The sequence below is a fragment of the Micromonospora sp. NPDC050784 genome, assembly GCF_044456765.1.
Taxonomy (GTDB): domain Bacteria; phylum Actinomycetota; class Actinomycetes; order Mycobacteriales; family Micromonosporaceae; genus Micromonospora; species Micromonospora foliorum.
Genome location: NZ_JBITGG010000003.1, coordinates 87,690 through 109,155, shown reverse-complemented (window position 1 = coordinate 109,155; position 21,466 = coordinate 87,690). Strand labels below are relative to the sequence as shown.

Sequence of the window (21,466 nt, the reverse complement as noted above, 5' to 3'; positions counted from 1 at the left end):
CCGGCGGACACCCGCCAGCCCCACGGTGTCACTTCGAGAACGCCTGGAACTCGGCGATCCTGACCTGGCTGCGGGCCGGGCTGGCGGTCGCGCAGTCCGTCGTCGTGGCCGGGTCGTCGTCCTGTTCGCCCGCGTAGTTCGGGCCGCCGGTGCACTGGCTCGCCAGCACCTCGAGGCGCAGGTGGGTGGCGAGGGTGGTGGGTACCGCGAACGTCCGCAGGTTGATGTCGCGGCTGTACGCCCGGTACGCCCCGCCGGGGAACGCGTCCCCCGCGCTGGTATAGATGCGCTGCCAGCGCGCCGGGTCCGCGCAGTCGGTGGTGGTCGCGTTGCAGGCGGACACCGCGAACGAGCGCAGGGCACTGAGCGCGTTCTGGGCGCCGGTGTCGACGTCGCCGGTGATCGCCGGGCGCAGCATCGCGCTGACGTTCACCCGCTTGACCGTCTGCGGGGCGTCCCCGGGCAGCGCCACGGTGAGCTGCCGGCCGGCGACCCCGTCCAGGGAGGCCCAGTTCGTGGCCTCGGTGTCGTCGACCACCCGGTCCAGGTTGACCCCGTCGCCGCTGACGGTGGCGCCGGACGCGGCGGAGGCGAGGTTGCGGCTCATCCGCAGGTCGACGTAACCGTCCTGACCGGCCTTGGCGACCGCGCTGAGTCGCTGGTGCCCGAAGCCGGGGGCCACCGCGAGCAGGTCGTACGTGCCGGCCACCATCTCCACGGTGTCCGGGATCGGCGTCGCCGGGTCGGTGTCGGCCACCGGCACGGCCCGCGCCTCGTACGCCCCCACGTACACCCGGATCGGCGCGTCGGCGCTGTCCCCTCGCGGGCGCAGGGTGAGCGTCGCGTTGCCACCGCTCGGCGAGGCGAAACTGGGCGTCGGGTCGGTGTCGCCGGCACCGTTGGTGGCGGCGTCGCGGCCCATCCCGGAGCGGGCGAACTCGGCCCAGATCAGGTCCTGGTTCGCGCCGCCGAAGCGGAGCAGGTCGGCGGTGAGCATGTTGTCCCGCATGTCGAGCATGCTGACCTGGCTGGCGGCCTGGAGCAGGAACGAGTCGAAGACCAGCTGCGACCAGCGCCGGTTGCCCGGGCACTGGTCCGCCGCGACCTTCCCCTGTGCGCAGTCGAGCTGTCGCTGCGGGGTGCCGAGGCCGTACCGCTTGACCAGGGCGGAGCGGACCCGGAAGTTGGTGGCGCCCCAGATCTCCCCGTCGGCGTGCACGGCCGGGCCGGCGGTGTTGTAGCCGATGTCGGAGTAGTTGAGCGGGCTGCGGCTCAGGTCGTAGTTGCGGATGCCGCTGACCAGGTTGCCGGTGACGTAGCCGCCGGTGATGAAGGGCGTCTCGCCGGGCGCGCGCAGCCCGTGCTGGAAGAGGTACTCGGCGGCGAGCAGGTCGCCCCAGGACTCACCCATCGACCCGCCCTGGTGGCCGCTGATCCCGCTGTCCGGGCCGGCGATCATCCGGTTGGTGATCGCGTGGGTGTACTCGTGGCCGATCACCGTCATGTCGTAGTCGCCGTCCACGCACGGCGGGTACGGCCCGCCCGCCTGCGGCTGCCAGAGGTACATGTTGGTGGTCGGCGGCAGCCCGTCGCGCGGGGTGCCCTGGTTGGCGTTGTTCCGGTTGCCGGTCAGCGCGCCCTGCTGGGCGCGGCCCTGCTCGGCGTCACCGCCCAGCCCGGACGGGGTGAGGTTGACCGCCTGGAGGTTCCACGCCGACTCGGTGAAGCCCAACTGGTACGACCAGTCGTGCATCCGGTTGTGCATGGCGAAGAGGTTGGCGATCGACGCGTCCGCGTCGTTGCGCTGGGCCGAGGTGAACACCCCGGGGTTGCACCGGGCCTGGTGCCACTGGTCGGTGAAGGGGTACTCGTAGCGGCGTTCCGGGCTGGTCGGGGCCGGCACGACCGGGGTGTTCGCGCCCCAGGACAGCACCGTGTTGGCCGAGTTGCCGCGCGAGGTGAACGTCGGCGTGCCGGTGGCCGCGTCGACGTCCCACGGTTGGCCGGTGGCCGGGTCGCGGAAGGCGGCCTGGCAGCCGGGGCTCGGGTCGCCGCACCAGCGCACCCGGGGATCCTGCCCGGGGCCGAGGTCGCGGGGTGGGGTGGCCGGGAAGACCGCCCAGCTGGGGTTGTCGGAGTCGAAGTCGACGAGGTCCTCGCGCACCAGCACCTGCCCGGTGCTGCCGTCCACGTAACTGGTGAACGCGGCCGGGTGCTCGGTGTCCGCGCCGATCATGGTCACCTCGTAGGCGGCCCGGGGCCCGTCCAGCGGGGTGGGCACGGCCACCGACCGGATGGTGTGGCTGGCCACCGCGTCGGCGGTCAGCTTGGCGTCGGTGAGCGCGGCGGCGTACGCCTGCTCGGCGCTGCGGGTGGCCGGCGCTGGCGCGTTCGTGTTCCGGGCCAGCGAGGAGCTGACCGAGAGCACCGCGCCGTCGGCGACCGCGAGGGTGACGAGGCCGTCCGGCCCGGCGGGCAGGTCGCCGAAGCGCTGCCGGAGGGTGACCACGGTGCCGCTGCCGATCGGCCGGACCAGCACCCGTTCCATGCTGGCCACCGCGGCGGCGTCCATGCCGAACAGGTCGCGGTTGGCGGCCAGGTAGGCGCGGGCAGCGGCCTCCGGATCGGCGGGCAGCCCGCTGGCCAGCGGGGTGCGACCGGGGCCGAGCGCCTGCGGGGTGCCGAGCCGGTTCCACCGGACGTCGGGGTCGACGGCGCGGGCCATGCCGCGTTGGCGGGCGTCAGGTGCCGCCGTACCGGTGCGGTTGTCGGCGTCGGCGGGCGCGTGCCCCTCGGCGAACGGCCCGGACCGGCGCTCGGCGGACGCCGCGCCGCCGGTGGGGGCCGCGGTGCTCACTCCGGTGGGGAGCAGCGCGGCGACCGTCGCCGTTGTCGCCAGGATGGCGATTAGCCGGCGTCGACGCCGGCTCATCGGGGGTGACCACTCCGGTTGTGGCACGGGACCTCCTCGTGGGAGCGGGATGGCCGGCGAGTCGCCGACCACAGATGCGCGGTGACGCATGCGCATCTGTGGATATCAGTCTCCCGAGGTCGCGGCAAGGTCCAGAGCCGCTATCGCACCAACAGATCGAGATTTGGTCAGTCGTTCGGCGCCCAGTCCGGGTCGCGGCCGAACGCGGCCAGCAGGTGGTCCTGCTCGTCGGCGTCGTCGGGCACCCGTACCCCGGTGTGGACCAGGTTGTTGCGCCGGTAGGCGTCGATCTGACCGGCGAACCACTGGGCGGCGGCGTGCACCGCGTCCGGGTCGAGCTGCGGCTGCGCGCCGATCGCCACCGCCACGTCCCAGCCGTGCACGAGGTGCTCGGCGAGGAGTTGCCGAAGGTACTCGGCGGCCGGGGTGTCGCCGCTGGAGAGGTGCACGGTGCGGTCGATGGTGCCGGGGTGGGTGGCGGCGATCTCGGCCTGCGCGGCGGCCTCCCGCGCTGTCGCGATCGGGTCGGCGCCGAGCTGGTCACCGTCGAGCCGGTCGCCGACCTCGTCGATGGTCCGGCCGGCGAGCAGCGGAACGCTCCACCGGTCCTCGGTCACCACGTGGTTGACGAGCGTGCGGACGTCCCAGTCCGAGCAGGGGGTCGGGTCGGACCACTGGCCGGGCTCGATCTGGTCCACCCGGTCGATGAATTCGGCCAGGCTCCGGCGGTACGCCTCCAGGAGATCCATGCTGCCGATTGTTCCGGTCCGCGAGGCGGGCCGAGTCCGTTTTGCCCGGCCTGGTGCTGGATCGGTGCTGCTCGCCCGGCTCAGTCCAGGTCGGTCGGGTCCAGACCGAGCTCTCGGGCGGTGACCAGCCGGACCCACTCGCCGAACTGCCGGCGGGAGATCACCCGGTCGTGCACGGCGAGTTGGACGGCAAGGCCGTCCATCACCGCGCTGATCCGCCAGGCGGCCCCGTCCGGGTCGGCGCACTGGAAGGTGCCGTCGGTCACCCCGGCGGTGATCACCGCGGCCAGGTCCTGCCGCCAGCGCAGGTCGAGCCGGCGGGAGACCTTCTCCAACTCGGGGGTACGCAGCGACTCGGACCAGCCGTCGATCCACATCGACCAGGAGGTCGCCCGCCCGGCCGGGGTGTAGAGCTTGAGGATCCGGCGGAGCTTGGTCAGCGGTGGGGCCGAGGAGCGGGTCACCACGTCCAGTCGGGCCAGATCCTGCTCGACCGCGTACGCGAAGGCCTGCGCCAGCAATCGCTCCTTGGTGGCGAAGTGGTAGAAAACCAGCGCCTGACTCACGCCCGCGGCATTCGCCACGTCCGCCGTCCGGGTGTTGGCCAGCCCGCGCTCCACGATCACGTCACAGGCGGTGCGCAGCAGGGCATCCAGGCGGATCTCGGCCGCACGTCTCGTCACGACCGTTACCGTAGCCCATCCGAGTGAACACGAACAGTTACCACCACGCGCCGATCCGCGCAGTGACAGTCGGAAGCCGGACACTTCCTTCGGGTGTCGTCGGTCGTTCCACGGAGAGGGTTCATCGAGGTCCGCCGCCCAGTGGCGAGGTGCGGAGGCGTCGATGGTCGGGCATGCGACGCGATGATGACGATCATTGCCTGGTGGTGTCGGAGTGTGACGGTCCGTGCTGGATCGGGGCACCGGGTCAGCCCCCTAGGAAGCCCGCCGAAGGTGGTTCCGGTCCAGCCCCGGCCATCCAGGACGCGCCGAAGCGACCCCGAGTTGGCAGTCAAACACCGGCTCGGCTAAAGTTCTCATCCGTCACCCGGGAACGTCCGGGGGCGTGCGGACGTAGCGCAGCTGGTAGCGCATCACCTTGCCAAGGTGAGGGTCGCGGGTTCGAATCCCGTCGTCCGCTCGGAGCTGCCGCCACGCATGACGGGGGCAACCTCGGTGGGGTGGCCGAGAGGCGAGGCAACGGCCTGCAAAGCCGTGTACGCGGGTTCAAATCCCGTCCCCACCTCGGCAACAAGCACGGGCGATTGGCGCAGTGGGAGCGCGCTTCCTTGACACGGAAGAGGTCACTGGTTCAAACCCAGTATCGCCCACCAGAGAGAACGGCTCGTTACCGGAAGACCCGGTGACGAGCCGTTTCGCTTGTGGCGCGACGGTCATCAGTCGACGCTGAGCCGGTAGCCGATGCCTCGTACGGTGTGCACACGCAGGGTGTCGTCGACGGCGTGCAGTTTGCGGCGTAGCCGCTTCACGGCCGAGTGCAGGCTCGACGTGTCGCCGAGGAACGCGCAGCCCCAGACCGATTCGAAGAGCCTCTCGTACGTCCAGACCCCGACCGGTGCGGTGGCGAGTTGGGTGAGCAGGTTGCGCTCCAGTCGGGTCAGGGCCAGCGGTTCTCCGCGCCACGTCACCCGGTGGTCGAGCGGGTCGATGGTGAGGTCACCGAGGCTGATCCGACCGGCCCCGCCGACGGCTGGAGCGACCGCGGCCGCAGCGGCGGCGGGTACGGGCGCGGTGGTGGAGGGCCGGGCCGGCCCGCTGATGATCGGCCCGCCGATCATCGCCTGCAACTCCGCGAGATCGGTGCAGATCACCAGGGTGCCGAGGCCGTCCAGGCGGCGGACCATCCGCTCGCGCACTGACACGTCGGCGGTCACGCAGAAGACGAGGGACACATCGTCGATCACTGTCGCACCTCCCCAGGAGCCAGTAAAAGACAACGCTGTCTGAACCCCGTAGTCAATGCTTTCCGGCCGGCTGCCGTGCACGCCGGCACAGACGCGGCCGGGCCGCGCGCGCTCGCCTCTAGAAGGTCAACAAGCGGAATTCGCCCACCGGCCGGAAACCGAGGCTGCGGTAGACCGACTCGCCGACGGCCGATGAGGTGAGGGCGGCGGTACGGGCACCCCGCTCACGTGCCAGATCGAGTGCCGCCCTGGTCATGGCCGCGCCGATGCCCCTGCGGCGCTGCTCGGGCTGGGTGCCGACGAGGTAGAGGGTGACCAGACCATGGCTGATCCAGCCGACGGCCGTCGCGACGACCTGGCCGTCGGCGAGGCGACCGGCGAGCCGGAGCACCGTGCCGTCGCCGGTGAACGCCTTCTCCCGTTCGATCGTCGCCGCCACGCCGTCCGCCGGGATTCCGGACACCCGGGCGTAGGCCGCGACGAAGGCGGCGAGGTCGGTGGTCTCGGCGATCCGTACGCCGGCGGGAGGCGGAACATCGGCCACCTCGCCGATCCCCACCGTCATGATCGGCATGCGGGCGACCTCCACCGCGCCGAGGGAGACCAGGCCGTCCGCGGTGCCGGCGTCGCTGTCCGGGCCAACCCACCAGATCCGGGGTACGCCGTGCAGGCGCCTCCGGGCCTCGGCGAGCGCGTCCTGCGGGGTACGCCCGGCCACCCGCAGTACGCCGTTGAGGGGCGCGTGCGGCACGTCACTGCGGTAGGTCGGCAGGTCCGGACCCCCGGCGACGCCGATGTTCCAACCGAGCAGGTACGCCCGGTGCGCGGCCAGCACCGTGTCGAGAGGCTCCATGATCTGGATCGTAACGCGGCTGCCGAAACCCCTCTCGGGCAGCGGAAACGGCTCGGTTCGGCGGCTGCGACCGGCGGACCAGCCTCCAGGGTCTGTGGGTGATGGGCGTCATCAACCCGGACCGGGCGGCGCTGACGCGTTACGCCGAGGTCGCGCTCACCTGCCTGGACTGACCTCCGGCAGGCCGCGCACCCGAAGAACCCGGCTACCCGGTGGCGGAGAGCAGCGCCTCGGCGAGGTCGGTGCGGGCGCTGAGCAGCGTCCGGCCCCTTCGCTGGGTCACCACCAGACCGGCCGCGCGTAGTGCGGTGAGGTGTTGGGAGACCCCGGCGGGCGACATCTCGCTACGCCGGGCCAGCTCGGTGGTGCTGACCGGCGAGGTCAGCTCGGTGAGCAACCGGGCCCGCCCGCGACCGATCACGGCGGCCAGCGCTTCCGGCACGCCCTTCGGACGCTCCCAGACGGTGCCGAGCCCGGGCGGGATAGGCGAGCTGTGGCGCGTCCCCGGCGGACACGCTCAGCACCGACGGCCAGACGAAGACCGACGGGACCAGCACGAGGCCCGGGCCGTCCGCGACGTCCGGAGCCAGGCAGCGCCGCTGGGCGACGAGCAGGGTGTCGTCCTCCCACCGGACCTGGCGGTGCAGGTCGTTGAGGAGCACCGCCGCGCCGTCCTCGGCGAGGGTGCGGGCGCGGGCGGTGACGTCCGCGTCGAGCAGCAGTCGCAGCCGGGGCCAGTGCGGGGCCAGGGCGATCCGCCAGTACGCCTCGATCTCCTCGGTCAGCCGGCGCAGCCCGGCCGGCGGGTCGGCGTACAGGGCGGCGAGTGTTGGCGTGCGCTCGCCCGGATACAGGTCCAGGTGTGCGCGGACGGTGGCGGCCGGGGTGGCGCGCAGGACGGCCAGTTCGGCGGTCAGGTCCGGGATGAGGCCGCTGTGCGGCGGGGTGAGGAAGTCGGCCAGGTAGCCGGGCGGGGCCGGCACGAGCTGCCAGAGCAGCGAGCCGTCCGAGCCGACCAACCCGGCGTCCAGCAGCGCCGGACGGACCCGGCGTACCCAGGGCAGATGGACGGCGTGGTCGCCGGGGTCGCGCAGCACCCGGGCGCTCGCCACGACCTCCCACAGGCAGGAGACGGCGAACCGGATGCGGGCGACGGCACCCGCGGACAGGCTGATGGCGACCACGGCACCCCCCGGTGGATTCAGCTGGGACTGAAACATTACCGCCGGGCACGGGGTCGCCCGAGACTTGCCGGGTGAGCGAACACCACACCCGAGCCGAACTGTTCCGATCCCTGCACACCCCCGGGTCGCCGCTGGTCCTGGTCAACGCCTGGGATGCCGCGAGCGCCCGCGTCGTGGCGGCGGCCGGCGTCCGCGCGGTGGCCACCACCAGCGCCGGCGTCGCCTGGAGCCTGGGCGCGTCCGACGGCGACGTCCTCGGCCGCGACGCCGCGGTCGACCTGATCGGGAGGATCACCGCGGTCGTGTCACTGCCGGTCAGCGCGGACATCGAGTCCGGCTACGGTGCGACGCCGGCGGAGGTGGGCGTGACCACCCGAGCGGTGCTCGACGCCGGCGGCGTCGGCGTGAACGTCGAAGACGCTCGACGGGAGGCCGGCCCGCCGTTGCGGGACGTGCCCGACCAGTGCGCCCGGATCGGCGCGGTGCGGGCCGCCGCCGACGCGGCGGGCCTGCCGCTCTTCGTGAACGCCCGGATCGACACGTTTCTCACCGGCGCCGGGGACGTCGACGAAACCGTGGCCCGGGCCAGCGCCTATCTCGCCGCTGGTGCGGACGGCATCTTCGTGCCGGGGGTGGTCGATCCGGTGACCATCGGAGTGCTGGTGCGGGCGGTGCCGGCGCCGCTGAACGTCCTGGCCGGGCCGGGTGCGCCGACGGTGCAGGAGTTGGCCCGGCTGGGAGTGGCCCGGGTCAGCCTCGGCTCCTCGGTCGCCGAGGCGGCGTACGCGGTCGCCCGCCGCGCGGCGAACGAGGCGCTCGGCGCCGGCACGTACGGCGCGTTGGCGGACGCCATCGACTACGGCACGCTCAACGCGCTGATGCGCTGACCGGCGCGTACCGGGGTCACGGATACGACGGGCCGGCCACCCTCAGCGCGGCGGCCGGCCCAGAATCACGTTGACCTGGCGGAGCCGCCAGCGATGGGAAGTGGTCGGGTCACAGCGGCGGCGCGATGTCCCGCCGCTCCTCGACCTGGCGGTACTCCACCGGCTGCTCGGTGGTGGTGACGACCTGACGGCGGCGACCCCAGATCAGCGTGGTCATGATCAGGCCGAGCACGCCGGCGCCCATCAGGATCCAGCCGACCACGTCGAGGTTGATGCCGCCGACGCTCGCGTCCAGTGCGAAGGTGAGGATCGCGCCGAGCGCGATCAGGAAGATGCTGGTGCCGATACCCACGACAGCCTCCTTAAGGGGGTGTGGTGCGCTGTCGAGCACCTCAGTACCCCGGCGGGGACCAGCGCAATCGCGACCGGGCCAGGGTGCCCTGCCAAGCGATCTTGGCATCGGGTAGAGTTCACCTGTCGCCGGCGCTTGCCGGGGACGTGCGGACGTAGCGCAGCTGGTAGCGCATCACCTTGCCAAGGTGAGGGTCGCGGGTTCGAATCCCGTCGTCCGCTCGCGATGTGCCCCACGGGGCCACCACGGGCGATTGGCGCAGTGGGAGCGCGCTTCCCTGACACGGAAGAGGTCACTGGTTCAAACCCAGTATCGCCCACCAGCTATACAAGCCAGATCAGATGACCCGTTACCGGATCTCCGGTAACGGGTCTCGGCGTTTCTGCTTCCCGCACTGGCAGACCATTTGCTTACTCGCCGGCGCGGAGTACCTCGCTCAGCCGGTCGCGTCGCCGCAGCGCCGACTCGACGGGTACGACCGTGGCGACCGCCGCCAGCAGCGCCACGCTCACCAGGCCCAGCAGCCACCACGGCAGGACCGCCGCCGGGTCGGCGGCTTGGCCGGTGAGCAGCCGCAGGTCGAGCGGGCCGAGCGTCAGGCGGGCGAGCAGGGCCCCGAGTAACGGGCCGCACACCGCGGCGACCACGATCGGCGGCAGCAGCTCTCCGGCGGCGACCCAGCGGGCGTCGCGTGGCCGCAGACCGAGGGTCCGCAGCCGGGTCAGGGTCTGCCACCGCTGCGACGCACCGGCGGCGGCGGTGAGCGTGGAACCGAGCAACCCCAGCGCCAGCAGCACCGCGGCGGCCGTCCACGCCAGCCGTAGTAGCCCCGCGGTCAGCGGAGCCACCCGCTGCGCCCGCAGGACGTCCGCGCGCAGCACGACGTCGGCGGCGACGCCGGTGTTCGACACGGCCCGCGCCGCGCCGGGGCCGGTCACCCAGACGGTGTTCGGAACGGCGGGCAGGCCGGCGTCGGCGAGGGCCGCGGCGTCCACGATCACGACGTCGGTGGCGCCGCCGACGGAGGGAGCGGTACCGACCGCGGCGAGACGGATCGCCGGGGCGCCGTCCCGGGGTAGCTGCAACCGCGTGCCGGTCCGCAGGTCGCCGCCGCTCGATCGGACCAGCGCGGGGACGTCCCCGGGGCCAGGACCGGGTGTCGTGAGCCGGGCCAGCGCCGGCGCGTCGGGCAGCGGAGTGGTGGCCAGCAGACGCTGGAACGCGGCAGCGTCCACGATGACCAGGCGTGGGGTGAGCAGTGTCGACTCGCTGAAGACGCGTGCCGAGTCGGTCACCTGCGCGACGACGACCTGCCCCACCCCGGGTGCGGCGGCGATGCGTTCGGCGAGTGCGGGCGTGGCGGCCTCGGCGTCGGTGCCGACGTCGACGCGGGCGTCGGCGCCGACGGTGCTCCACCCGCCGTCGGCCAGACCCCGGGTGACGGTGGCGCCGAGGATGAGCGCGAACGACGCGAGCGCCGTGGTGCTGACCAGAACCAGCAACGGCAGCGCGCGCCCGGCCGTCGTGGCCGCCTGGGCGGCACTGAACACGGCCAGCGGGCGGCGCGAGCGCAGGGCCTGTCGGAGCGCGAGCCGCGCCCCGAGGGGCAGCAGCCGGAGCAGGACGAGCGCGCCGACGAGCGCGCCCAGGGCGAGGGCGCTCACCGGCAGGATCAGGTCGCCGGTCAGCTCACCGGTGTCGCCGTCGGAGTCGACGGGCAGGAGCCCGCGCTGGTGCAGTGTGACGAAGGCGGCGACCGCGGCGATCAGGACCGCGGCCTCCACGGCGGCGCGGCGCAAGTGGCCGGTGGCCCGGATCCAGCGTCGAGCGGCCGGGTTGGCGGGTTGGCGCCGGTCGCGGCTGGCGCGGGCGGCGACGAGGGTGCCGAACGCCGGCCCGGCGACGGCACCGGCCAGGACCACGGGGACGGCCCAGGTCCAGGAGACGCCCGGAGCGGCCGCGCGGGCGAGCGCGAGCCCGACGGCGGCGGCCGACAGGGACACCACTGTGGACTCGATGACCAGTTCCGCTGCGAGGTCAGGTAGCCCCGCCCCACGCTGCCGGGCGGCGCTCAACGCCGGGGTGCGGCGGCGGACCAGCAGGTCGGCGGCGAGCAGCAGGACCAGTACCGTGGCGGTCAGCACCCCGGCGAGCAGGACGGCGGCCTGGGCGGAAGCGGCACTGTTGCGGGCGCGGGCGTCGCGCAGGACGGTGTCGAGCAGCGACTCCCACTTCAGGGATTCGCCGCGGTCACTTGACGATCCGGAGGCCGCCTTGAGCCTGACCACCTGGCTGGCGAGCGCCGCGGTGGCGTCCCCGGTGAGCGCTTCGGGCTCCGGGGCGAAGTGGACGGTGCGCCGCAGTTCGTCCTCGTCGACGGCGAGCCGGGCGTCCGGTAAGGACTCGCGCGACAGCAGACCGCCGAACCGGGTGGTCCCCACCCCGTCGGCGCCGGGCACGGGGCGCAGGAGCGCCGGAGCGAGTCGCCAAGCCGGGTTGGCGCTGTCCGCGGCTCGGTAGATCCCACTGATCCGGATGTCCTTGTCGCGACCCTGGCCGTCCCCGACCGGGATTCGATCGCCGGGGCCGAGGTTGAGTGCGGCGGCGTCCGCCTCGGAGAGGCCGACCTGCACGGGCCAGGGCCGTCCGTCGTAGGGGATCTCGACGTACTCGTCGGAGACGGCGGCGCCGGGAGCGCTGCCGGCGATCCAGGTCACGTCCGGGCCGCCGCGGTCACCGGCCAGGTAGGTGAATTGGAAGGTACGCGGCACGCTGCCGTCGGTGATGTTGAGGATCGGGCCGTTGACAACGGCGACGGACGGGAGCAGCGCGGCGTCCAGGTCGGACCCGAGCGCGTCCGTCGCCCGGGCGCGGAAGTTGTCGACGGCCTCGGCGAGGCTGGGCATCCGGACCCGCCCGCCGGTCGGCCCGTCGTCGCGTTCGAAGTTGGCGTGTACGAGGACGTTCGAGTCGTTGCCGGCGCGGCGGACCGTGTCCCGGACGGCGGTGTCGGCGGCGGCGCGGAGCAGCGCGGGCGCGGCCCCGGCGAGCAGCGCGACGGCCGCGATGACGGTGGCGGTGAGCAGCAGCGGCCCGGCGTCGGTACGGCCACGGCCGCGGATGCTGGGCCAGTGCGGCGCCGGCCACCGGCGGGTCAGCCACCGGTTCACGGCGCCACCCGCAGGTGCGCGGCGTCGGCCCGGCGGACCTGGACGGTGACCACAATGGCGACCGCCAGCATGCATCCGGCCAGCAGTACGGCGAGCAGTGCGGCCTCGGCGGGCCACGGCCAGTGTGGCTGGGTGGCCGGGACGGGCGCGGCGCCGGTGTCGGAGCGTACGAGCAGGGGAGCGACGATGTGGGTGGCGAGGGCGCCGACGGCAACGCCCGCCGCGAGCAGGGGCAGCAGAACGCCGGCGTGCTGGCCGAGCAGCACGGCCCGGGTGTCGCGCCGGGACATCCCCAGGCCGCGCAGCCGCGTCACCTCGACGGCGCGGACCTGTAGGTCACAGGTGACGTGCAGGACGACGCCGGCGAGCAACAGCAGGGCCGCGGCCGGGACGATGAGCCGGAGCGCGGCCGGCAGCCCGGCGCTCAGCGGGCCGTCGGTGCGACGGGCGGTCTCCGCCTCGCGGGTCGCGACGGTGCCCAGGTGCAGGGCGGTGGCCCGCTCGGCGGCGCCGGGACCGGCCGGGTGGCCGACCCACCAGGCGTCGACCGGGAACGTCAGGTCGCCGGTGACGGCGCGTGCGCGGGACAGCGTGTCCAGGTCGGCCAGGACGGCGACGGCGCCGGGGGCGGACGGTACGGTCGGCACGACCTCGGTGACGACGACCGGGACGGGCGTGATGCCGACCGTGACGCTGAGCTGGCTGCCTCTCTCGGCACCGACCTCGCTGGCGAAGCGGGCGGAGACGGCGACGGGCACCGGGCCGGGGTCCGGGAAGGCGGAGGCGACGAGGGTCCGGGCGGCGTCCTCGGCGCCGCCGAGGTCGACGGTCGCGGCCATCCGCAGGGCGGTTCCCGTCGGCGTGGCGGACACCACGACGGTCGGGTCGCGCAATCTGCTCGGGACCGGCGGCGCGGACGTGGCGGTCCAGTCCGATCCGTCGGTGGACCTCTCCGCCGACCCGGCGGGCGGCACGGTGAGTGTCACGGCTACGGCGACGGGTCCGCCGGATGCGTCGGCGGTGACCGGCAGGGCGACCGCGACGAGGCGCAGCCCGTCAGCCGTCGCGCAGGCGGGCAGCCGGAACTCCCGACCGTCGAGCGGTACGGCGGGACCGGTGCAGGACGTGCGGAGGCCGGTTGCGTCCTGAAGCAGCAGCTGGGGCGTCACGGCGAGCGGGGTGTCGCCGGCGGCGGTCCCGCTCAGGACGAGCGGGGCGCCGGCCGGAACGGCGAGGCCGGTGACCCGGGTGCGTGGCGCCAGCGCGGCGCCCACGTCCGCCCATCCGCGGTCGCTGTCCAGCCGCCCGCGCAGCAGCGCGTCGGCGCGGGTGGTGTCGACGGCGACCAGGCGCGGCGCGTCGCCGGCGCCGCCGAGCCACTGACCGACGGCGGTACCACGGTGGAGGACCGGACTCACGGCCCCCGCGGTGGCCGCGCTGACGACCGCGCCGTCTCCGGCCACCGGCGCCGTGCTGAGCGTGAGCGCCAGGTCGGTGCCGACGGAGAGCGCGGCCTGGTCGCGCTGCGACTGGTGCCACGTGTTGTCGAAGGCGAGGCCGAAGGTTCCGGCCGCGCAGGCCAGGCCGACGAGCAGCCCGGCGGCGACCGCCTGTGGCCGGCGGGCGGCCTCGGAGACCGCCAGCGGAAGCGCCAGCCCGCGGGCGCGGTACACCAGTCGGTCGGCGCCGCGAAGGGCGGGCAGTACCACCCGGAGAGCCAGGGCGGCGCCTGCGGTGAGCAGCAGCGCCGGCGCGAGCACGCGGACCGCGTCGGCGCGTGGGCTGGCGGCGGTGGGCTGCGCGTACAGCTGCCACCATCCGGCGGCGGCGAACACCGTGAGCATCAGGTCGGCGCCGGATCGGGCCAGCAGTTCGCGGCGGGTGCGCTGGTCGCTGGCGGCCGGGACGGGCCGGATCGCCAGGACGGTGAGGACGGCGGCGAGCACCAGCGCGCCGCCGACGACCGCGAGGACCTGGGCGCCGGCGATGGCCGGCCGGACGGTCAGGCCGGCGCCGTCCAGCGGCGGCAGGTGGGTCAAGCCGGCGTGCAGGGCCGACGAGGCCGGTATCGCGAGCGCGGCGGCGACGGCGGCGACGAGACCGGCCTCGAGTGTCGCGGTGGCGGCGAGTTGGCCACGGCTGGCGCCCAGGGCGGACCGCAGGGCGGTCTCGTCGGCGCGGATGCCCGTGGTCAGCCGGCCGGCGAGGACGAGTGCCGTCGCGGCCAGGACACCGCCGAGGACGGCGATGGCGAGTACGACGGCGGCGGTGACGTGCCGTTGGTCGTCGGCGGACCGCAGGGTCAGCGGCAATTCGGAGGAGACACGTGCGAGCTGGACGCGGTCGCCGAGGGTGCCCTCCAGCCGGCGGTCGGCACCACGGAGGGCCTCGGCCACGGTCTCCAGATCGTGGCGGTTGGGGTGGGACAGGTCCGGATGGGCGGTGATCTCCATCCGGTCGACGGTGGCACCGGTGGTGACCAGGTCGGCGAGGTCGACGAGGAACGGGCCGTAGGCGTTGACCGGCTGCTGGAAGTGGCCGTCCCGGTAGCCGGTGGCGGAGCCGACCGCGGCCAGCGGGTCGCGGTCCCAGCCGCGCCCCGGCAGCGGCCTTACCACACCGACGACTGTCACGTCGATGGCCGGGACGGGCGCGTGGGCCAGTTCGGCGCCGAGGCGTACCCGGCGACCGGGGGCGAGGCCGAGCTGTTGTGCGGTGGACTCCAGCAGCACCGCGTCGCCGGGGTGCTGTGGCCAGCGCCCGGTGACCAGCTCTCCTCGGGCCGGCAGGTCGTCCAGCCCCGACAGGTACGCCTGGGCGGGGACGGTGGTGCCCTTGGCGAGCGCCGGCGGCAGCGCCCGCAGCACTGTCGACGCCCGCGCGGTTGTCGTCACCGGAAACGGTGCGAGCGCGGAGGCCACCACGGTGCGGGTGTCGGCGGCGACGGACCGCGTGTCCCGCCCCTCGACGGTGCCGGTGTAGACGGTCACGTCGACGGCGGCGGGGGCGGCGCGGGCCATGGCGACCTCCAGCGCCCGCTCGGCGGTGCGGGTGACCAGCAGGGTGCAGGTACCCAGCAGGGTCGCGCCGATCGTGACGACCCCGAGGAGGGCCGCCAGCAAGGGCCACTGCGCGCGGGCGCGCCGGCTGACCAGCCTCATCGTCGCGTCACCCGGCGTCCGGCGCGGGCGCGTACGGCTGCCCGGCCGCCTGTTCGTCGAGGTGCCCGTCGTGGATGCGGATCACCCGGTCGGCCAGGGCCATCATCACCGCGTCGTGCGTCGACACCACCACGGTGACGCCTTCGGATTCCACTATCCCGCGCAGCAGGGCCATCACCGACAGGCCTGTCTCGGCGTCCAGTTGCCCGGTGGGCTCGTCGGCGAGCAGAAGCTGGGGCGAGGCGGCGAGCGCGCGGGCGATCGCCACCCGCTGCTGCTGGCCACCGGACAGCTCCGCCGGCCGCTGCCGGGCGTGGTCGGCCAGGCCGATCAGCTCCAGCAGCAGCTCGACCCGCCGCTCGCGCTCGGCCGGGGCGACGCGGGCCATCCGCAGCGGGGCCGCGACGTTCTCCGCGGCCGACAGCACCGGGATCAACCCGAAGCTCTGGAAGACGTACGACACCTTCTCGCGCCGCAGCCGGGACAGGCCATCCTCGTCGAGCGCGGTGACGTCGGTGCCGTCGACGTGCACGGTGCCGGCGTCCGGGCGGTCCAGGCCGCCGATGACGTTGAGCAGGGTGGTCTTGCCCGAGCCGGACCGGCCGACGAGCGCCACCATCGAACCGGCGGCCACGTCGAACGACACACCGCGCAGGGCGTGTACGACCGTCGGCCCGGTGCGGAAGCGCCGGTGCACGCCGCGCACGCTGAGCAGCGGCTCGCCGCTCATTCGCCGCTTCCCGAGTCGGGGCGGATCGTGATGTGGTCGGGTTCCAGGGCCAGCCGGACCCGTCGGGTCAGCGCCAGCGCCTGGCGGAACTCGCGGGGCACCTGGACCCGCCCGGCCCGGTCCATCACGGCGTACTCCTCGGCGGTCATGTGCGTGTCGCCCTCCGCGTCGGTGGTGGTGCGGCGTAGCACCTCGCTGCTGGTGCGCCCGTCCCGGATCGCGACGGTCCGTTCGACCTGGCCGCTGACCTCCGGATCGTGGGTCACCACGACAACCGTGACGCCGTAGCGCCGGTTGACGTCCCGCAGCACGCCGAAGACCTCCGCGGACGTGGCGGCGTCCAGCTCGCCGGTCGGTTCGTCGGCGAGCAGGACCCGCGGCTGGTTGGCCAGCGCCACCGCGATCGCGACCCGCATCTGCTGCCCGCCGGAGAGTTGCCCGGGGCGCCGATCGGCGCAGTCGGCGACACCGAGGCTGTCCAGCAGCTCGGCCGTGCGTTCCCGGCGCTCCTGCTTCGCGGTACGGGCCGCGGTCATCGGCAGGTCCACCATCTCCCGTGCGGTCAGGTAGGGGATCAGGTTGCTCGCCGTCTGCTGGCGGACGAACCCGACGGTGTGCCGCCGGTAGTCCACCCGGTCCGCGCGGGACATCGCCAGCAGATTCCACCTGTCGACCCGGACCCGCCCGGCGGTGGGGGCGTCGATGCCGGCCAGGATGGAGAGCAGCGTCGACTTGCCCGACCCGGAGGCACCGACGACGGCGACCAGCTCACCGCTCTCCACGGCCAGGTCCAGTCCCTGCAGTGCCTGCACCTCGATCGAACCGGTCTGGTAGATCCGCACCAGGTTCTCGCAGACGATGAGCGCGTCCCGGCCGAACTCGGGCGCCCGCGCGGGTGGCTGCGGCAGGGACAGCGGTGTGCTGGGCATTCCCTGCTCCGTCCCGTTCGTGCGCCTCGGTTGCCCGCGCTGACGCAGGCTGAAGCAGTTTCGCAACCGGCGGCTCCGTTGACCATGCCCTGGGCGGCTTTCCTGCATGCTGGGCGAGGGCCCGCCGGTGAACGACCGACCGGAACCTCCCCGCCACCGGACCCCGGTTTCTGCCACGGGCAGATCCGCTGCCGGTGAACAGGGGTGTCCTCCGCCGGTCCGGGCCGGCAGGGTGCAGCACATGAGACTGCTGGTGCTGGGCGGTACGGGCTTCGTGGGTGGGGCCACGGTCACCGAGGCGGTGCGCCGCGGCTGGTCGGTGACGGTTTTCAACCGAGGGCTGCACGGTGCGGTGCCGTCCGGCGTACACCGGTTGCGCGGTGACCGCACCGCGCCGGACGGCCTGGCGGCGCTGGCCGGCGGCGAGTGGGACGTCGTGGTGGACACCTGGGACGGCGCGCCGCGGGCGGCCCGTGCCGCCGCCCGCGTCCTGGCCGACGCGGTAAACCACTATGTGTACGTGTCCAGCGGGTCGGTCTACACCGATCCGGCCACCCCCGGACTGCACGAGGACTCCCCGGTGGTGGAGGCCGACGCGGACTCCGTCGACGGGGACTACTCGCAGCTCAAGGCCGGGGCCGAGCGTGCCGTGCGGGAGGTGTACGGCCAGCGCGCGCTCATCGCCCGTGCCGGTCTGATCCTGGGCCCGGGGGAGGACATCGGCCGGCTCCCCTGGTGGCTGCGGCGGATGGAACGGGGCGGCGACGTGCTCGCCCCCGGGCCGGCGGATCTGCCGGTGCAGTACGTCGACGTCCGCGACCTGGCGGGGTGGATGCTCGACGCGGGCGCCCGGCGGCTGGGCGGCACGTTCAACGCGGTCGGTCGTCCCGGGCAGACCACGATGGGTGAGCTGCTCGACGCGTGCGTGGCCGCCACCGGCGCCGACGCCCGGCTGCGCTGGACCGATCCGGCGTCGATCCTCGCCGCCGGTGTGCAGCCCTGGAGCGACCTGCCGATCTGGATGCCGCGCGGCCACCCGTACCGGGGGTTGCTGGAGCGGGACGTCACCCGCGCTCTCGCCGCCGGGTTGACCTGCCGGCCGGTGACCGAGACCGTCGACGACACCTGGCGCTGGCTGCGTGATGTCGGCGCGGTTCCGCCGCGCGCCGGTCGGCCGGATCGCGGCTCGATCGGGTTGGACCCGGCCCGCGAGGCCGCGCTGCTCGCCCCCTGACCTTGTCGCGCCGCACGGCGGTGGTCAGCGTTCCCGGACCACCGCGACGGGGCAGTTGGCGTGTTGGATGACCTGTTGGCTGACCGAGCCGAGCAGCATGCCGGCGAGCCCGCCCCGGCCCCGACTGCCGACCACGACCAGCCGCGCGTCCCGACTCGCCTCGATCAGCATCGCGGCCGGGCTGGTCGACACCAGGTCGACGGTCACCGCCAGCCCGGGGAACGTCCGTCGCCACGGCTCCAGCGCCTGCTCCACGGCGGCCCGCTCGTCGGGCACCCCGGCCGCCCCGCCCGGGCCCGGTGTCCAGGCATGCAGCACGCGCAGTGGCAGCTGCCGCTGCGCCGCCCGTTCGGCCGCGAAGCCGAGCGCCACCAGCGAGGGTTCCGAGCCGTCCACCCCGACCGCCACCGGGCGGCTCGGCCCGACCCCGTCGGCACCCTCCGACGTGTCGTTCGCGGCCCTGCCGGCCCCGTCCCGGACCACGACGACCGGGCAGTGGGCGTGCGCGGCGACCGATACCGCCGTCGACCCGGCCAGCAGGCCCCCGAACCCGCCGTGGCCCCGGCTGCCGAGCACCAGCAGCCCGGCCTCGGTCGAGCGTTCCTGCAACACCAGCGCGGGCGGCCCGTCGTACACCTCGCCGGTGATGTGCAGCCCCGGGTTGGCCGCGGCGGCGTCCGCCGCGGCCTTGCGGACCAGGTCGTCGACCTGCCGGCGGGCGGTGTCGTCGGGCCACACGCCGGGGGCCACGCCCGGGCCGACCCAGCTGGCCACGGTCAGCCATTCGAAGACGTACGCCAGCCGCACCGGCTGGCCGCTGTGCCGCGCCTCCTCCACGGCCCAGTTCAGGGCCACCGAGGCGTCGGTGGAGCCGTCGTAGCCGACCAGGATCTCCGCGTCGCGCACGTCGTTCTCCTTCAGGGGGCGGTCGGGTCGGTTTCGCGGATCCAGCGCCACTCGGCGACCTGGGGGTCGTCCTCGCCGTACTGGCGGGTGTAGTCGCGGGCCGCCTGCCGGGCGTCGACCATCCGTTGGCGCAGATGCGCGGCGCTGGCGGCCAGCCCGGGCACCCGGTCGATGACGTCGATGACCAGGTGGAAGCGGTCCAGGTCGTTGAGCATCACCATGTCGAACGGGGTGGTGGTGGTGCCCTCCTCCTTGTAACCGCGCACGTGCAGGTTCTCGTGGTTCGTACGGCGGTAGGTGAGTCGGTGGATCAGCCACGGATAGCCGTGGTACGCGAAGATGACCTGCCGGTCCTTGGTGAAGATGGTGTCGAACTCGTTGTCGGTCAGGCCGTGCGGGTGCTCGGTGTCCGGCTGGAGTCGCATCAGGTCGACCACGTTGACCAGGCGCACCCTCAACTGCGGGAGGTTCTGGCGCAGCAACTCGACGGCGGCCAGCGTCTCCAGGGTGGGCACGTCTCCGCAGCAGGCCAGCACCACGTCCGGCTCGGTGCCGCCGTCGTTGCTGGCCCACTCCCAGATGCCCAGGCCACGTCGGGTGTGCTGGATCGCCTCGGTCATCGTCAGCCAGTTCGGCGCCGCCTGCTTACCGGCCACCACCACGTTGATGTAGTGCCGGCTGCGCAGGCAGTGGTCCATGGTGGCGAGCAGCGTGTTCGCGTCCGGCGGGAGATAGACCCGCACCACCTCGGCCTTCTTGTTGACGACGTGGTCGATGAAGCCCGGGTCCTGGTGGGAGAAGCCGTTGTGGTCCTGACGCCAGACGTGGCTGGACAGCAGGTAGTTCAGCGAGGCGATCGGTTGCCGCCAGGGGATGGCCCGGGTCACCTTCAGCCACTTGGCGTGCTGGTTGAGCATCGAGTCGACGATGTGGATGAACGCCTCGTAGCTGGTGAACACGCCGTGCCGGCCGGTCAGTAGGTAGCCCTCCAGCCAGCCCTGACACAGGTGCTCGGAGAGCACCTCCATGACCCGCCCGTCGGGGGAGAGGTGGTCGTCGCCGGGGACGGTGGCGGCCACCCAGACCCGGTCGGTCACCTCGAACGCGGCACCCAGCCGGTTGGACGCGACCTCGTCCGGGCCGAACAGCCGGAACGTCTCCGGGTTGGCGCTGATGACGTCGCGGATCCACGGGCCGAGCACCCCGGTCGCGCCGGCGACCGGCGTACCCGGTTCGGGAACCTCCACGCCGTAGTCGCGGAAGTCCGGCAGGGTCAGGTCGCGCAGCACCACGCCGCCGTTGGTGACCGGGTTGGCGCTCATCCGCCGGTCACCGCGCGGCGGCAGCGTCAGCAGCTCGTCCACCGGCGCGCCGGTCGCGTCGAACAGCTCCTCCGGCCGGTAGCTGCGCAGCCAGTGCTCCAGCTCGGCCCGGTGCGCCGGGTTGTCCCGTACGCCCGACAGCGGCACCTGGTGGGCCCGGTAGGTGCCCTCCACCTGGGTGCCGTCGACCTCACGCGGGCCGGTCCAGCCCTTCGGCGTCCGCAGAATGATCATCGGCCAGCGGGGGCGTTCGACGACGCCCCCGGAGCGGGCCCGCCGCTGGATCTCGGCGATCTCGTCCAGCACGCGGTCCAGCGTCGCCGCGAGGGTCCGGTGCACCTGGGTGGGCTCGTCGCCGGCCACCACGTACGGCTGGTAGCCCGATCCGCGCAGCAGGTCGAGCAGGTCGGTCTCGGGGATCCGGGCCAGCACGGTCGGGTTGGCGATCTTGTAGCCGTTGAGGTGCAGGATGGGCAGCACCGCGCCGTCGCGCGCCGGGTTGAGGAACACGTCGGAGAGCCAACTGCCGGCCAGCGGCCCGGTCTCCGCCTCGCCGTCGCCGATCACGCAGGCCACCACGAGGTCCGGGTGGTCGAAGGCGGCGCCGTAGGCGTGGCTCAACGCGTACCCCAGCTCGCCGCCCTCGTGGATCGAACCCGGCACGTCCGCCGCGACATGGCTGGGGATGCCGCCGGGGAAGGAGAACTGGCGGAAGAGCCGGGACATCCCGGCCTCGTCGCGCGCCACGTCGTGGTAGCGCTCCGACCAGGTGCCCTCCAGCCAGGTGTTGGCCACGATGGCCGGGCCGCCGTGGCCGGGGCCGGTGACCAGCATGGCGTTGAGGTCGCGCGCCACGATCACCCGGTTGAGGTGGGCGTAGATCAGGTTGAGGCCGGGGCTGGTGCCCCAGTGCCCGAGCAGTCGGGGCTTGATGTCGTCGGGGGTGAGCGGTTCCCGCAGCAGCGGATTGTCCAGCAGGTAGATCTGCCCGACGGTGAGGTAGTTCGCGGCGCGCCAGTAGGCGTCCAGCCGACGCAGTTCGTCGTCGGTGAGGGCGCCGTGCACGTCGAGAGCGGTGTCCATCATGCTGCCTCTCGCGGGTAGGAGTGGGGCGTCCGGCCTGGCCGCTG

At 73.7% G+C, this 21,466-nt stretch carries 16 protein-coding genes and 5 tRNA genes; 7 read left to right on the top strand and 14 right to left on the bottom strand.

Going from position 1 to position 21,466, the window contains the following annotated elements; genetic code table 11:
• Positions 1 to 28: 28 nt before the first annotated feature.
• The 3 genes from ACIBD9_RS04990 to ACIBD9_RS04980 form a co-directional block, all read right to left on the bottom strand.
• Positions 29 to 2,959 carry a M36 family metallopeptidase gene (locus ACIBD9_RS04990; RefSeq protein ID WP_396714634.1) on the bottom strand — a complete coding sequence of 977 codons (2,931 nt, stop codon included), beginning with the start codon at positions 2,957 to 2,959 and terminating at the stop codon, positions 29 to 31.
• A gap of 140 nt (positions 2,960 to 3,099) precedes the next feature.
• Positions 3,100 to 3,681: a TIGR03086 family metal-binding protein gene (locus tag ACIBD9_RS04985; RefSeq protein WP_396714632.1), complete on the bottom strand. Its 582-nt coding sequence runs from the start codon at positions 3,679 to 3,681 to the stop codon at positions 3,100 to 3,102.
• 80 nt (positions 3,682 to 3,761) lie between these two features.
• Entirely contained in the window at positions 3,762 to 4,364 is a 603-nt protein-coding gene (locus ACIBD9_RS04980; RefSeq protein ID WP_238658360.1) for a TetR/AcrR family transcriptional regulator, read from the bottom strand.
• Between the two features lie 387 nt (positions 4,365 to 4,751).
• On the opposite strand from ACIBD9_RS04980, the gene ACIBD9_RS04975 reads away from it, so the two are divergent.
• The 3 genes from ACIBD9_RS04975 to ACIBD9_RS04965 all read left to right on the top strand — a co-directional run bounded on the left by ACIBD9_RS04975 (position 4,752) and on the right by ACIBD9_RS04965 (position 5,017).
• Positions 4,752 to 4,824: transfer RNA gene (locus tag ACIBD9_RS04975), tRNA-Gly, on the top strand.
• A gap of 34 nt (positions 4,825 to 4,858) precedes the next feature.
• Positions 4,859 to 4,929 (top strand) — tRNA-Cys (locus ACIBD9_RS04970).
• Between the two features lie 13 nt (positions 4,930 to 4,942).
• Positions 4,943 to 5,017 (top strand) — tRNA-Val (locus ACIBD9_RS04965).
• Between the two features lie 63 nt (positions 5,018 to 5,080).
• Here the strand turns inward: ACIBD9_RS04965 and ACIBD9_RS04960 are convergent.
• From ACIBD9_RS04960 to ACIBD9_RS04945, 4 genes are all read right to left on the bottom strand, one after another.
• On the bottom strand, positions 5,081 to 5,548 hold the full coding sequence (locus ACIBD9_RS04960) for a winged helix-turn-helix domain-containing protein (protein ID WP_387175883.1): 468 nt from the start codon (positions 5,546 to 5,548) through the stop codon (positions 5,081 to 5,083).
• Between the two features lie 178 nt (positions 5,549 to 5,726).
• On the bottom strand, positions 5,727 to 6,461 hold the full coding sequence (locus ACIBD9_RS04955; protein WP_396714629.1) for a GNAT family N-acetyltransferase: 735 nt from the start codon (positions 6,459 to 6,461) through the stop codon (positions 5,727 to 5,729).
• Positions 6,462 to 6,666: 205 nt separating this feature from the next.
• A complete protein-coding gene (locus tag ACIBD9_RS04950) occupies positions 6,667 to 6,858 on the bottom strand; it encodes a helix-turn-helix domain-containing protein (protein WP_396714627.1) in 192 nt (63 codons plus the stop codon).
• Positions 6,806 to 7,645, bottom strand: a complete 840-nt coding sequence (locus ACIBD9_RS04945) for a DUF5937 family protein (RefSeq protein ID WP_396714625.1) — start codon at positions 7,643 to 7,645, stop codon at positions 6,806 to 6,808. Before ACIBD9_RS04945 ends, ACIBD9_RS04950 begins: the two co-directional genes overlap by 53 nt.
• A 71-nt stretch (positions 7,646 to 7,716) precedes the next feature.
• Between ACIBD9_RS04945 and ACIBD9_RS04940 the strand changes: the two genes are divergently transcribed.
• On the top strand, positions 7,717 to 8,532 hold the full coding sequence (locus ACIBD9_RS04940) for an isocitrate lyase/phosphoenolpyruvate mutase family protein (protein ID WP_396714623.1): 816 nt from the start codon (positions 7,717 to 7,719) through the stop codon (positions 8,530 to 8,532).
• A gap of 109 nt (positions 8,533 to 8,641) precedes the next feature.
• Here ACIBD9_RS04940 and ACIBD9_RS04935 read toward each other — a convergent pair whose 3' ends face one another.
• On the bottom strand, positions 8,642 to 8,884 hold the full coding sequence (locus ACIBD9_RS04935; RefSeq protein WP_091400768.1) for a DUF6458 family protein: 243 nt from the start codon (positions 8,882 to 8,884) through the stop codon (positions 8,642 to 8,644).
• A gap of 148 nt (positions 8,885 to 9,032) precedes the next feature.
• On the opposite strand from ACIBD9_RS04935, the gene ACIBD9_RS04930 reads away from it, so the two are divergent.
• Together ACIBD9_RS04930 and ACIBD9_RS04925 are read left to right on the top strand one after the other, a co-directional pair.
• Positions 9,033 to 9,105, top strand: a tRNA-Gly gene (locus ACIBD9_RS04930).
• A 26-nt stretch (positions 9,106 to 9,131) separates the two neighbouring features.
• Positions 9,132 to 9,206: transfer RNA gene (locus ACIBD9_RS04925), tRNA-Val, on the top strand.
• A gap of 88 nt (positions 9,207 to 9,294) precedes the next feature.
• Here the strand turns inward: ACIBD9_RS04925 and ACIBD9_RS04920 are convergent.
• From ACIBD9_RS04920 to ACIBD9_RS04905, 4 genes are read right to left on the bottom strand one after another with little or no spacing between them, the layout of a single operon-like run.
• The gene (locus ACIBD9_RS04920) at positions 9,295 to 12,054 is read right to left on the bottom strand and encodes an FtsX-like permease family protein (RefSeq protein ID WP_396714621.1); all 2,760 of its coding nucleotides are present in this window, start codon (positions 12,052 to 12,054) and stop codon (positions 9,295 to 9,297) included.
• A complete protein-coding gene (locus ACIBD9_RS04915) occupies positions 12,051 to 15,215 on the bottom strand; it encodes an FtsX-like permease family protein (protein ID WP_396714619.1) in 3,165 nt (1,054 codons plus the stop codon). The genes ACIBD9_RS04920 and ACIBD9_RS04915 overlap by 4 nt, the downstream gene beginning before the upstream one ends.
• Positions 15,216 to 15,222: 7 nt before the next feature.
• Positions 15,223 to 15,945 carry an ABC transporter ATP-binding protein gene (locus ACIBD9_RS04910; RefSeq protein WP_396714617.1) on the bottom strand — a complete coding sequence of 241 codons (723 nt, stop codon included), beginning with the start codon at positions 15,943 to 15,945 and terminating at the stop codon, positions 15,223 to 15,225.
• Positions 15,942 to 16,874, bottom strand: coding sequence for an ABC transporter ATP-binding protein (locus ACIBD9_RS04905; RefSeq protein WP_396714615.1), 933 nt, complete (start codon positions 16,872 to 16,874; stop codon positions 15,942 to 15,944). Before ACIBD9_RS04905 ends, ACIBD9_RS04910 begins: the two co-directional genes overlap by 4 nt.
• Positions 16,875 to 17,115: 241 nt before the next feature.
• Here ACIBD9_RS04905 and ACIBD9_RS04900 point away from each other — a divergent pair, with 241 nt between their 5' ends.
• Positions 17,116 to 18,108, top strand: a complete 993-nt coding sequence (locus tag ACIBD9_RS04900; RefSeq protein ID WP_396714613.1) for an NAD-dependent epimerase/dehydratase family protein — start codon at positions 17,116 to 17,118, stop codon at positions 18,106 to 18,108.
• A 24-nt stretch (positions 18,109 to 18,132) separates the two neighbouring features.
• Here the strand turns inward: ACIBD9_RS04900 and ACIBD9_RS04895 are convergent, their stop codons facing one another.
• Both ACIBD9_RS04895 and ACIBD9_RS04890 read right to left on the bottom strand, forming a co-directional pair.
• Positions 18,133 to 19,014 carry a universal stress protein gene (locus tag ACIBD9_RS04895; RefSeq protein WP_396714611.1) on the bottom strand — a complete coding sequence of 294 codons (882 nt, stop codon included), beginning with the start codon at positions 19,012 to 19,014 and terminating at the stop codon, positions 18,133 to 18,135.
• Positions 19,015 to 19,025: 11 nt separating this feature from the next.
• Positions 19,026 to 21,419: a phosphoketolase gene (locus ACIBD9_RS04890; protein WP_396715058.1), complete on the bottom strand. Its 2,394-nt coding sequence runs from the start codon at positions 21,417 to 21,419 to the stop codon at positions 19,026 to 19,028.
• Positions 21,420 to 21,466: the final 47 nt, after the last annotated feature.